This is a genomic window from Corynebacterium sp. LK26, from assembly GCF_014335085.1.
In the GTDB taxonomy this organism is placed as follows: Bacteria; Actinomycetota; Actinomycetes; order Mycobacteriales; family Mycobacteriaceae; genus Corynebacterium; species Corynebacterium jeikeium_D.
Genome location: NZ_PDHB01000002.1, coordinates 198,648 through 211,174 on the forward strand (window position 1 = coordinate 198,648; position 12,527 = coordinate 211,174).

At 60.3% G+C, this 12,527-nt stretch carries 10 protein-coding genes; 2 read left to right on the plus strand and 8 right to left on the minus strand.

What is annotated here, in order from left to right; translation table 11 throughout:
• Positions 1-66: 66 nt before the first annotated feature.
• From tsaD to CRD13_RS04430, 7 genes are read right to left on the minus strand one after another with little or no spacing between them, the layout of a single operon-like run.
• Entirely contained in the window at positions 67-1,146 is a 1,080-nt protein-coding gene (gene tsaD / locus CRD13_RS04400) for a tRNA (adenosine(37)-N6)-threonylcarbamoyltransferase complex transferase subunit TsaD (RefSeq protein ID WP_070595976.1), read from the minus strand.
• Positions 1,147-1,204: 58 nt separating this feature from the next.
• Complete coding sequence (locus tag CRD13_RS04405) at positions 1,205-1,633, minus strand: hypothetical protein (RefSeq protein ID WP_042388422.1); 429 nt, start codon at positions 1,631-1,633, stop codon at positions 1,205-1,207.
• A 56-nt stretch (positions 1,634-1,689) separates the two neighbouring features.
• Positions 1,690-3,426: a pyruvate dehydrogenase gene (locus tag CRD13_RS04410; protein ID WP_016422112.1), complete on the minus strand. Its 1,737-nt coding sequence runs from the start codon at positions 3,424-3,426 to the stop codon at positions 1,690-1,692.
• Positions 3,427-3,464: 38 nt separating this feature from the next.
• A complete protein-coding gene (gene rimI / locus CRD13_RS04415; RefSeq protein ID WP_016422111.1) occupies positions 3,465-3,944 on the minus strand; it encodes a ribosomal protein S18-alanine N-acetyltransferase in 480 nt (159 codons plus the stop codon).
• Positions 3,941-4,591, minus strand: a complete 651-nt coding sequence (gene tsaB, locus CRD13_RS04420; protein WP_187401336.1) for a tRNA (adenosine(37)-N6)-threonylcarbamoyltransferase complex dimerization subunit type 1 TsaB — start codon at positions 4,589-4,591, stop codon at positions 3,941-3,943. The genes rimI and tsaB overlap by 4 nt, the downstream gene beginning before the upstream one ends.
• 30 nt (positions 4,592-4,621) lie before the next feature.
• The gene (gene alr, locus CRD13_RS04425) at positions 4,622-6,235 is read right to left on the minus strand and encodes an alanine racemase (RefSeq protein WP_070545672.1); all 1,614 of its coding nucleotides are present in this window, start codon (positions 6,233-6,235) and stop codon (positions 4,622-4,624) included.
• Positions 6,232-7,902 (minus strand): NAD(P)H-hydrate dehydratase, encoded by a 1,671-nt coding sequence (locus tag CRD13_RS04430; protein WP_070438147.1) that lies wholly within the window; start codon positions 7,900-7,902, stop codon positions 6,232-6,234. Before CRD13_RS04430 ends, alr begins: the two co-directional genes overlap by 4 nt.
• 24 nt (positions 7,903-7,926) lie before the next feature.
• On the opposite strand from CRD13_RS04430, the gene CRD13_RS04435 reads away from it, so the two are divergent.
• Together CRD13_RS04435 and CRD13_RS04440 are read left to right on the plus strand one after the other, a co-directional pair.
• A complete protein-coding gene (locus CRD13_RS04435; RefSeq protein WP_049190370.1) occupies positions 7,927-8,988 on the plus strand; it encodes a triacylglycerol lipase in 1,062 nt (353 codons plus the stop codon).
• Positions 8,989-9,206: 218 nt separating this feature from the next.
• Entirely contained in the window at positions 9,207-10,559 is a 1,353-nt protein-coding gene (locus CRD13_RS04440) for an HNH endonuclease signature motif containing protein (RefSeq protein ID WP_187401337.1), read from the plus strand.
• On the opposite strand, the gene glmS is transcribed toward CRD13_RS04440, so the two are convergent.
• Positions 10,542-12,416 carry a glutamine--fructose-6-phosphate transaminase (isomerizing) gene (gene glmS, locus CRD13_RS04445; protein ID WP_049190374.1) on the minus strand — a complete coding sequence of 625 codons (1,875 nt, stop codon included), beginning with the start codon at positions 12,414-12,416 and terminating at the stop codon, positions 10,542-10,544. The two genes, CRD13_RS04440 and glmS, sit on opposite strands and share 18 nt — an antisense overlap.
• Positions 12,417-12,527: the final 111 nt, after the last annotated feature.

A 12,527-nucleotide genomic window follows, 5' to 3' on the forward strand; every position in this document is an offset into this window, starting at 1 on the left:
CATGGCAGAGAAACAAGTCAAAGTCAGTTAACGAAATTTAACATGGATCCGAGGGGCAATCACTGCTTATTGCATTACAGGATCTTCCACAGGCATGGAGGGGTCGGTCGGGCAGGCGTAGCCAGAGGGCTTGACCCCCGCGGCAATGAGGTAGGCGGCAGCTGCGCCAATCATGACACCGTTGTCGGTGCACAGCTTAATCGGTGGCACGTGCAGCGTAATTCCTGCCGAGGTAGCTCGCGCCGCTGCGAGTTCACGCAACCTCGAGTTCGCAGCCACACCACCACCGAGCAGCAGCGTAGTGGCCCCCACATCCTGAGCTGCGCGAACGGCCTTCTTGGTCAATACATCGCAGACCGCCTCCTGGAAGGAAGCACAGACGTCCTCTACGGAGTATTCACGACCTTCCTTCTCCGCCGCCTCGACATAGCGGGCCACGGCGGTTTTCAAGCCGGAGAAGGAGAAGTCATGGCGCGCATCCTGCTGGCGCATCATGGCGCGAGGAAACGCGATGGCCTTGCGGTTACCCTGCTTAGCCAACTTATCGATAATCGGGCCGCCCGGGTAACCCAATCCGAGCAACCTCGAAACCTTGTCGTATGCCTCTCCGGCCGCGTCGTCAAGCGTCGATCCGAGCTCCCCCATCGGACGACCAACCCCCTGTACGCGCAGCAGCTGCGTGTGCCCGCCGGAAACTAGCAGCGCCACTGCGTTGGATAGATCTGCGCCATCGAGAGCTCCGACAGCAACGTGGCCACCAAGGTGATTAATGCCGTAGAAAGGCACACCCCAGGCGGCGGCATAAGCCTTCGCGCCTGCCGAACCGACCAGCAGCGCACCGGCGAGACCGGGCCCCACGGTAGCGGCGACGGCATCTGGGATAAAAGTATCGATACCGAGCTTGGCAGCTGCTTGCGCGCGCGCCTCGGAGACTACTGGCTGCAAGGCTTCCAAATGAGCGCGGGAAGCAATCTCCGGGACCACACCACCAAAGCGGGCGTGCTGCTCCATGGAGGATGCGACGACGTCGGCAAGCACTTCCACCTCGGGAATGGCGGGGGTGCTGGTGTCGGTGTCGTCGTAGCGCACACGCATCACTGCAGCGCCAGTCTCATCGCAGGAACTCTCGATTGCCAGCAGGGTCAACTCGGTCATAGCAGTCATGGTACTAGCGCACCACCGGGTCGCTTACCAGCGACCGAGTTTAAATTTCGAGGCGACCGAGGTTCCGCACAGCGGCACGCCAGAGAGCGTATTCCTCTGGGTAGTCATCGCGGTAGTGGCGCACGGCGCGCATACCGTGCTTAATACGCTCGATTTCCTCGTCGCCGATATCCTTGCCCTCGGCGTCGACAAATACGACCGTTCCGCAAATTGCGGTGGTGGGGTCGGTAAAGAAAGCCGAGTTGCCCGTAGCAGCCTCATTGCGGCCGAGGGACGCGACCGGATTCGGTTCAGCGCCCTCAGCCTTGGCCGTCGGGTTGTAGAGAGCGGCGTAATCGGCGCCGTCTTCCTGAAACGCCACCGAAACACGGTCGGAGGAAACTCCGCCGAGGAATGTAGCAGCGGCCTCCAACTCAAATTCGACGATGCGATGCGTCAGGTCAGGGTTCACCAGAAAACCTTTAATCATGGAAACAGAGGTACCGCACCGCACCCACTCCCGCATCTCGAGAGCGCTACCCCCCACTATGGCCGCGGGATGTTGCGGAGGTTCGACCGTGCCATGTTGATCATCTGACCAACGCCGCCGCCGAAGACGGTGCGAGTAGCGGCCTTGGAGAATCCCATCAGCATGTCCCAGGTGATGTTTGCCGGGATGGACAGGGCATTCGGGTCGGTGATCATATCCACCAGCACCGGGCCGTCGTATGCCAGCGCCTCTTGAATCAGGCGAGGCGCATCGGCCGGATCTTCAATTCGGATGGCCTTGATACCCAACGACTCTGCGACTCCGGCGTAGTCCACTGCGTCGTGGTCGGTCTCGTGCTCCGGCAGCCCCTGAACCAGCATTTCCAGCTTGACCATGCCGAGCGAGGAGTTGTTGAACACAAACATCTTGATGGGCAGCTGCTCCTGCTTCACGGTGATGAGCTCACCGAGCAGCATTGACAGGCCACCGTCACCGTTGAAGGTAATGACCTGACGGTCCCGGTCAGCAGCCTGCACACCAATGGCCTGCGACAGTGCATTGGCCATAGTGCCGTGACGGAAAGAACCAATCTGCTCTCGCTTGCCATTCGGCGTGACGTAGCGTGCAGCCCAGACATTGCCCATGCCGGTATCCACGGTGAAGACGGCATCGTCATCGGCGTACTTATCAATCAGGTCGGCCACATACTCCGGGTGAATCGGTCGCATGTTCTCAACGTCGTGGGTGTATGCCTCGATGACGTGGCTGAGCAGGCGCTCGTGGTTCCGCAGCTGCTTGTCCAGGAAGGAACGGTCAGTCTTTTCATCCAGGTGCGGCAGGATGGTTTCAATCGTGGCAGCCACATCGCCGACGACTGGGTACTTCACCGTGGTACGACGACCGATGGCACGACCATCGATATCGACCTGGGCGACGTTCTTGGTCGGCAGGAAGTCGTTGTACGGGAAGTCAGTACCGAGCAGAATCAACAGATCAGCATCGTTGGAGGCATCGTGGCAGGCGCCGTAGCCCAGCAGGCCGGACATGCCGACGTCATAGGGGTTGTCGTACTGGATGTACATCTTGCCACCCAGCGCATGTCCCACCGGCGACTTAATCTTCTCCGCAAGCTTGAGCACCTGTTCGCGGGCGTCCTTCACACCTGCGCCACAGAAAAGCGTGACGGTTTTAGCCTCGTTGATTGCGTCGGCAAGCGCGGCGGCCTGGCCGGCGTCAGGGAATACGACTGGGCGACCGCTGCTGATAGTGGAGGTGACGAACTCATCATTTTCCACTTCATGCGTTGTAATGTCGCCCGGCAGAACCAGCACGGAAACACCGTGGCCAGTCATGGTCGACTGGATAGCGTGATGCAAAACGACGCCACCCTGCTCAGCGGAGTTGACCATCTCGCAGTAACCGGAGCACTCGTTGAAGATGAACTCCGGATGGGTCTCCTGGAAGAAGTTCGAGCCAATCTGGCGGGAAGGAATGTGCGATGCCAGCGCCAGCACCTTTGCGCCGTTGCGGTGGGAGTCATACAGGCCCTGAATGAGGTGGGTATTACCCGGGCCACAGGAGGCCGCACACACTGCTAATTCGCCGGTGACCAGGGACTCCGCGCCGGCGGCGAAGGCGGCAGCCTCTTCGTTGCGAACGTGCACCCACTCAATGGAGGACTCGCGCACAGCGTCGACAATGGGGTTCAAACTATCTCCAACGAGTCCGAAGATTCGCTTGACACCCTGCTTCTCTAGGGTTTCTACGAGCTGTTTTGCAAAGGTTTTAGCCATGTGCCTGGTTTAACGCAGATTAGTCAATACGTCAACATCTAGCTGGCCAACTCAGGCCGACACATCGTGTACGCATCCGCCCCAGAGCCCGGATAATAGTTCTTTCGCAGCCCCATATTTTCGAAGCCATAGCGCCGATACATGGCGATTGCGGGTTCGTTATCTGTGCGAACTTCCAAAAACACCGGGCCCGAATCCTCCGCCACAGCTGCCATCAGCGCGTCCATCAGCTGCGTCCCAAAGCCCCGGCGCTGCCACTTCTTCCCCACCCCGATGGTGTGAATCTCGTACTCGGCGGCACCCGCAGGCCCCAGCTTGGTAATCCCCGCATAGCCGCACAGTTCTTCGTCCTCGTCTACATCTGCAATCAGCCCGACGTAGAAATTGTTCGGCGCGGCCAGCTCGGCCATAAAGGCCGATTCCGACCAGGGATCGTCGCCGGCAAATAGCTCCGCCTCAATCGCCGCACACGCCTTGGCCGCAGGAGGCCCGAGACGCACTAGCTTGACGACGCTCATCTCATAGCCTTCGGGACAACGGCATCCGGACGGCGCAAGTACAGCGGCACCAGTGGGCCCGGCGCGGAGTCAAAGTCGACCGCTTCAACCATGGCTGTCGGAGTGGGAAAGACTTGTTCGGCAGCAACCTCAAGCCCGGCAATTTGCTCGATGTGGCTGAGACTGCCGCGGGCCTGGCTCGGCGCGAAGTCGGCGGCTTCTGCTGCAAGTTCTTCCTTGAGCAGCTCCATGACGTCGGCTGGCTTGGCCACTGCCGGACCGAAAACCCGCTGGCCATCGCGGTAGGCGGCGAAGTACACCTCGCGGCGGCGGGCATCGGTGACGACCAGTTCATCGCCAACCCCACCCGCAAGCGAATCCAGGCTGCAGATGCCGCAGCAGGGAATTCCCAGAGCGTCGGCGAAGGAGGCTGCGGTGGCCATACCAACGCGCAAGCCCGTAAACGGCCCCGGCCCACAGCCGACAACCACGGCATCTAGCTCGGTTGCCGCCACCCCACTGTCAGTGAGGCACTGCTGAATCAGCGGCACCAGCACCTCGTTGTGCGCACGGGCATCCAGGTGCAGCTTTTCGGCCACGGTTTCACCATCGCGGACAATTCCCGCGGTGACCTGTGGAGTCGATGTGTCAACGGCCAAAATGTTCATACTCAGTAACCTACTTGAACCGACTTGAAGCTACTTGCTCCACGTCCAGGTGACGACGCGGGCATCGTCGTCACGCGAACGATCGATACTCACCTGTAGATAGCGCTCGGAGAGCACCTCGGCGAGCCCCATTCCCCACTCGGCGACCACGACGCTGTCCTCAAGGTCGGTGTCCAAATCGAGCGAGTCCAGCGCATCGAAGGCCTCGCCATCGGAGCCGGGTCCCTCTTCGCCGAAGAGTCGATAGGCGTCGACGTGGATGAGGGTGACGCCGTCGGTTGCCAGCGGACGGTGCTCGCGGGCGATTGTGAACGTCGGCGACGTCACGCGACCGCGCACATTCATGCCGCGGGCGATGCCCTGCGTGAGGGTCGTTTTGCCCGCGCCGAGTGGGCCATCGAGAATCACCAGATCCCCAGCTGCCAACTCCCGGCCAATTTCCTCGCCGAGGTCACGCATGTCCTCTGCGGTTGGCGCGATGCGGCTGCGCACCCACTTTCGCTCGCTGCGTCCCTTTGGCGCAGTGAGGATTTCGTAGTTAATGGTGCCGGATGCCTTCGCGAGGTCATCGAGACCGGGCTCCCCCAGTGCGGGATCACCAACGATAACCGCAGTGTCGCCGGCCTCGACATCGGTGTCGGGTCCCAGGTCGACGACGAATTGATCCATACACACGCGCCCTACCTGCGGATAGCGCGTGCCATTGATGCTCACCTCGAAATGCCCGGAGGCCGAGCGCATCATGCCGTCGGCATAGCCACAGGGCACGATGCCGACGGTGGTATCGCGGTCAGCTGTCCACGTCTGCCCGTAGGACACCGACTGCCCCGCCGGCAGCTTCTTGACCAAAATGACCGACGCCTCCCACCGCATCGCCGGACGCAATCCATGGGTGGCACCCACAATTGGCTCGCCACCATAAATCGCCAGCCCTGGGCGCACCATGTCGAAGGCCAGGTCCGGACGCGACAACGATGCCGGCGAATTCGCCGCATGGTTAATCAGCTCGTCCAGCCCCGCCTCACGCAGTGCCGCAATCGCAGCACGGAAATTCTGCGCCTGCTTATCGACGCTCTCGTTGCCCGGCTCATCCGCGCACGCAAAGTGCGTGAAAGCACCGGTGATATTCAGAGCACCGGTCTTGTGCAGCTCAACCAGCTGAGCGACCGCATGCTCAAAGTCCCCATTGGCCATAGAGAATCCCGAGCGGCCCAAACCCGTATCGACCATCACCGTCACACGTGGTGTCACCGACAGCGCCCGCCCGGCATTGGCCACGGCCAGCGCATGAGCCATCGACGGCAGACCGAGGTCAATATCTGCAGCCACAGCGCGCTGCACCAACGAGGTGGCTGCTGCGTCCCAGATCCAGGCGAGGATGGGGATGGTGTGGCCGTCGTCAAGCGTGGCGCGGAGTTCCTCGCGGAGGGAGAGCGCCTCGTCGATTGTTGCGACACCGAGCTGCGTTGCCCCGCCGGCCAGCGCGGCACGCGCGGTCTGCAGCGCACCCTGCGAGTAGCCGTCCGCCTTGACGACGGCCATGAATTCCGACACCCCTGCGATGGCCTTGACGGTCTTCACATTGTGGGTGATCGCGTCGAGATTAACGGTATGGGTCAGGATGGCTGGTGCCGAGGAAGTCATAGCCGTATTTTGCCACTGCTGCCTTCGTTGGTGAACCATGCGGTGGCATCTCGGATGGATTCGGCGATGTCCTGGGCGCTGCAGGGTGCTGGTCCGAACTCTGTCTGCGCGGCCAAAAATGCGGCGCGCGCATGAATAATTGCTGGTAGATAGAGGGCTTCGCCACGCGCTACCCAGGCGCCGAGGAGCCCGGACAGTACATCGCCAGAGCCCGGCGTGGCTGCCCAGGAGCTACCCGCGTCAACCACGACTGTGCGCTGCGTTGTCGGATTGACCATCACAGTGCGGCGTCCCTTGAGCAACACTTCGGAGGAGAACTGCTCGGCAAGTTCACGCGCATCTGCGATGGGGTTAGTGACCTCGTGCCCGGTCAGGCGCTCGAATTCACCGGCGTGCGGCGTGAGAACAGTGCGCAGGTTGCGCTCCTGGCCGCGCTCACGAACGAGCTGTCGGATGTCCTCATGCTTCGACAGCAGTGTCAGTGCGTCAGCGTCGATGACCACTGGTTTGTCAGTGGTCAGAATGTCTCGCAGTTCCTCGGCGGCTTTCTCATCAGTGCCCCGACCGGGACCGACGACCCAGGCATCGACGCGTACCTCTTTGCGATCCACCGAGTCCTGCTGCGCAATGACCGTCGGCAAGGCTGCGGTGATGCGGTTGCGTGCGGCCGCGTCGCCGACATAGATGACCGCGGGACTGGTCGCATGCACGGCAGCGGTGGCGCACAGCTGACCTGCGCCCGGATACGCTTCGCTTCCGGCAGCGATTCCTGTAACTCCAGTGGAGTACTTGTGGTCAGCTGCACCGGGTTCGAGCGGGGTCATCGCGCCAAGTGGTGCCGGAAAGCTCCCGCCTAGGGCTTCGTAGAACTCCACGGTCGGAGTCTGGTGGTGGACGGCATTGTAGGTACCGTTTTCATAGAGCGTCTGCCCCAGTCCTGGAAGTTCGAGGGAGAAGGCATCGAGCGCAATTTCGTGTAATTCGACGGTGCCACAGGATTCGGACAGCGAGTGCGCGTAGCGCAGACCGCCGAAAGTCACCGTTGTCGTGGCCTCCACGTGAGATGGCAAGTACGGGTTCTGTCTCTCCTCCAAATCAGGGTCTGGATTGATGGTCTGGGCAGGCGGGTCAAAAGCACGCCCAGTATCGGTTTCTACGCCGCTCGGCACATCAACCGCGAGAATGGGAACTTTGCCCAACCGCGCTTCGCGCACCAACCACGCGGCCTCTTCACGCAGCGCGCCGTGACCTCCGAGCCCCACGATGCCGTCGATGATCAGTGCGTAGTCTTCACTAATCGACCACAGAATCTTCGATAAATCCGTCTCCCGGTCACACCCCAACGGCAGCACCCGCCCACCTGCGAGTTCAAAAGCTTTCAGTGCCCGCTCGTGTGGCTTCGAGCCCAGCAAAACCGCATCCACGCCATGCCCATCCGAGGACAAGTTTCGGCCAGCATAGAGTGCATCGCCACCATTGCCTCCCGATCCAACCAACAGCAGCACGCGACCGCGACCAGGCTCCGGAGATGCCTCTGAGAGCATCCGCTCCGCCACCTCCGACACAGCGGCGGCTGCGTGGCGCATGAGTTCGTCGTCACGCGTTTGTGCGTCCAGATAGGGCTGTTCCGCGGCGCGAATTTCGGCAGCTGTGTAGCAGTACGTCATAAACCCAGCCTACGATTAGCCCCTATGGATGACTACTCCCCGAGCACGCGAGTTTTCGGCCCTCTACTGCGCGCCTTTCCCCAGGCATACCTGCGCTCGTTGCGTCATCCCGAATGGATCCCCCACGGCGTGCAGGACGTTCGCGAAATCCTCGACGGCAAAATCACTCCCGACCTGGACAGATACAACGGTCGCATACCAATTGTCCTGGTTCACGGCACCTGGATGAACTCGTTCAACTCCTTCGCCATGTTGGGGCCGTTCCTCGCCCGGAATCGCCCCGTATTCTCACTCGATTACGGCTCCGACCCCGCCACGCTGGTCAGCCGTCTCCGTAGCGTCAAAGCCACCACCGATTTAAGCGATGCGCTCGCCGAAGTCACCGACCTTCTCGACCGCTTCCGAGCCCAACTCTCCCTACCCCGCATCGACCTCATCGGTCATTCCCAGGGCGGTCTACACTGCCGCAGTTACGCCAACGCGAGCATCGATTCGCTTTACGACGACGCCCTCAACCATGGCCTCAACGAAGAAGAAGCCGAGCAGTACGCCTCCGACAACAGCCCCGTGCGGGCAGTGATCTCGCTTGCGGGAAACCATCGCGGCACTACTGCGTGGGGCATGCGCCGAAGGCTCAGTGCCCTTGAGCGATGCGGCCTACCGATGCACAAGCTCGTCGACCGCCTTGTCGGCCGTGCCTGCATTCAACAGCTGCTGGACTCTGACTACATTGCGACTCTGAACCGCGCAGCGCGTGGCATTACCCGACGTGGTCCGCACTACCTGAATATCGGCACCCCTTTTGACACCGTGGTTCGCCCGTGGACCGGCGCCTTTTTGCCCGAACAAGAGGGTCACCACATTACGAACGTCAACAATGCCACTGGCGGTGGCGACTGGTCTGATCACCTCGCACTGCTCTACTCCCCCAATACGCTCGAACGCATTCACGAGTTCTTGGAGGAACTGGATGGCGCTGAAGCTGGTGATGTTCCGCATCATCCGCGACAGCGAGTCCTGCCTTTGTACGGCGCCCTGCCGAGGGGCCTCGGACGGAGGAGGCTCGGACGGAGGGGCCGGATCTAATTCAGCACAGAATTTTAGAACATATTTCCAGAATTCTATTGACAGTTTTTCAAACAGGTGTACGATTTGGGTTGTAGGGAAAATTTGTAAGCGAAAGTTCTTTGTCCGGTGCACAGGGGTTGGCGGGACTGGTTGACACAGCCTCTCCATGCTTCTCTCCACCACAGAACTCAATCTTCAATTCTCCGGCGGACACGTAGTAATCAGGGGGATAACCAATGTCATCGCCGCCCACAGAACTTCCAGCACCAGGTCAAAAGCCCTCATGGGCCAACCAGCAATCCGACGACCCGATTAGCAGCGCGGCCCGTGCCATCAACGCCGCAGACCTTCAACTGATCGATATCTGCGCTCCCGGTGAGGAGGTCGATGTCAATCACCATCTTGCCCGCATAAGCATTCGAACCGGCCTTAGCCGCGGCAAGTGTTCTACGCTGTGCGAAATTGCGCTGATGTTCGAACGCCTACCAAAAGTCCGGGCTCTCATCGAATCCACCTTCTGTTTCTCGTTAGCCCATCTCCGCGCCATCGCCAATGGCGTTGCCGGGCTGTCACCAGATCAGTTCGACACGGTAGAGCCCCATCTTTTGGAAATGCTCACTCCGACGCGACCTCGACAAGCAATGGTTGGTGTCTACACGCTGTCTCGTCTAATCGGCGACTTGGTTTCTGAGTACAACGACTGCGCCCGCAACGACGGCACCCAACGGGTTCCAGAAGGCGAAGCGGTCGCACTCTCCGACACGGGCGATGGCAAGCACAAAAAGGTCACAGCAATCCTTGAAAACGACCGCGCGACCGAGCTCATGGCCAGGATTCAGGGGATTCGCAACACAGCAATCAATCGTGGTGAACAGTGCACGCAGGCGGAAGCGCTACTACAGCTGGCACAGAAATCGACCAATGCCGAGATTGTCATCAATGTCTACCGCGAGGTCGGCGGTGGGCCAGCATGGATTGATGGCGTCGGCTGGTTGAGCGAGGTAGCCACCGAAGAATGGCTTGCCCGCGCAACTCACATCCGTATCTCCGCCGACAGCAAGGTGGATGGTTACCGCCCCACCGAGAGCCAGGTGGCTCGCGTCCGTGGGCGTGACGGTACCTGCCGCTTCCCCGGCTGCGACGTCCCGGCAGCCAAGTGCGACCTGGACCATATTCAGCCGTACAACCACGACAATCCCAAGCAGGGCGGGCCGACTGACACTGAGAATCTGCACTGTCTCTGCCGCCGACACCACAATCTAAAAACGCACGAGGGCTGGGATATCGACAGATACCCCGACGGAACAGAAGTGTGGACTTCCCGTAATGGGGACACCGCGACTAGCGTTCCGGTTGGGCCGCTAAAGAACGTCGGCAAGCAAACTTTTCATCAGCGTGTGACACGGAAGATAAAGACGATTCAGAAACGCAACCTCGATTGGATGTTGTCATTTTGCCATGTATCCGATGAGGTCTGGGACCTATCCGAGGAAGAAGCAAAACGCATCGAGTCCCTCACGGATGAAGAACTCGATGCGGAGATTGAGCAGTACCGACGAAAGCAGGACGAACTACTCGACGGTGACTGACTTAGCCAGGTTGCGCGGCTTATCGATGTCCTCGTTACCGCACTGGCGAGCAATCTCAGCTGCCAGGAACTGCATTGGAATCGTAGACAACAGCGGCTGGAGCAGCGTGGAGGTCTCCGGGATCTCAATCAGGTAGTTCGCAAAAGGAACCACCGACTGATCCCCTTCTTCGGCAATCACGATGGTCTTGGCACCTCGGGCTCGAATTTCCTGGATGTTGGAGACAATCTTGGAGTGCAGCACGGCGCGCCCCTTCGGCGATGGCACTACGACGACGACCGGAAGATCATCCTCGATGAGTGCAATTGGGCCATGCTTGAGCTCGCCTGCCGGGAACCCCTCTGCGTGAATGTAGGCAAGCTCCTTGAGCTTCAGCGCACCCTCAAGTGCGACTGGGAAACCAACGTGTCGGCCGAGGAAGAGCATCGTCGGAATAGCACCGATTTCCTTGGCCATGTCGATGAACTCATCGCCCTTAGCGACGACCTTGTCAATCAGTGCCGGGATGGTCTCCAGCTCTTCAAACTCGCGAGTGACCTCATCCGGGTACTTAGTGCCGCGTGCCTGGGCCAGAGCCAATCCGACCAAGTAGTTTGCGGCAACCTGCGCCAGGAACGACTTGGTTGCAGCAACACCGATCTCCGGGCCGGCGTGCGTGTAGAGCACGGCGTCAGACTCACGCGGAATCTGTGCACCGTTGGTGTTACAGACAGCCAGCACGCGGGCGCCCTGGCTCTTTGCGTGTCGCACGGCCTCAAGGGTGTCCGCAGTCTCACCCGACTGCGAAATAGCGACCACCAGCGTCTGGCGGTCCAGCACCGGATCGCGGTAGCGGAACTCGGAAGCGACCTCAATCTCGACCGGGATACGAACCCAGTGCTCAATGGCGTACTTGGCCAACAAACCGGAGTGGTATGCGGTACCACAGGCGACGACGAAGACCTTCTCGATGTCACGCAGATCTTGGTCACTCAGGCGGGACTCGTCGAGAACGATGCGGCCGTCAACGAGGTGACCGGCCAACGTATCGCGGACGGCGGCAGCCTGCTCGTGGATTTCCTTCATCATGAAGGAGTCATAGCCACCCTTTTCGGCTGCGGCGAGATCCCAGTCGATGGTGAATGGTCGACCCTGCTGCTCGTTGCCGGCGAAATCCAGAATGCGGTAGTCATCTGCGGTGATGATGACGACGTTGTCCTGCCCCAGCTCCACGGCCTCGCGGGTGTGCGCGATGAAAGCCGCAACATCGGAGCCGAGGAACATTTCGTTTTCGCCCACCCCGACAATCAGCGGAGTGGAGCGACGAGCAGCGATGATGCGATCCGGGTGGTCTGCATGAGTAAACAGCAGCGTGAAAGCACCCTCGAGGCGGTTGAGCACGGACAGCGCAGAGGCCTCGAAATCACCAGCGGTAGATCCGCCGTCGGAACCGTCCAGGGCACGGGCGAGCATGTGCGCGGCGACCTCGGAGTCGGTTTCGGACTTCAGCTCAATGCCGGCATCCTCCAGCTCCTGACGTAGCGGAGCAAAGTTCTCGATAATGCCGTTGTGGACGATAGCCACCTTGCCGTCATAGGACTGGTGTGGGTGGGCATTCTCATCAATTGGGCGACCGTGGGTAGCCCAGCGGGTGTGCCCAATTCCGGTGGTTCCAGTGATTTTGTCGCGCCCATCCGCATCAAGGGCAGCCTCGAGGTTGGCGAGTTTACCGGCCTTCTTCTCTACAGTGATATGCCCCTGATCGTCGACAATGGCAACCCCCGCGGAGTCATAGCCACGGTATTCCATGCGTCGTAGCGCATCGACAGCAATATCCAGGGCGGGCTGATGGCCCACATATCCAACGATTCCACACATGTCCTACAGAATAACCCGCGAAGCGGAAAATCGTCATAACGAAATAGACATTCTCGCTCATCCTGGCACTTTTTCAGCAAAGGTATGCACCTTATAGTTAAGCTATTCACT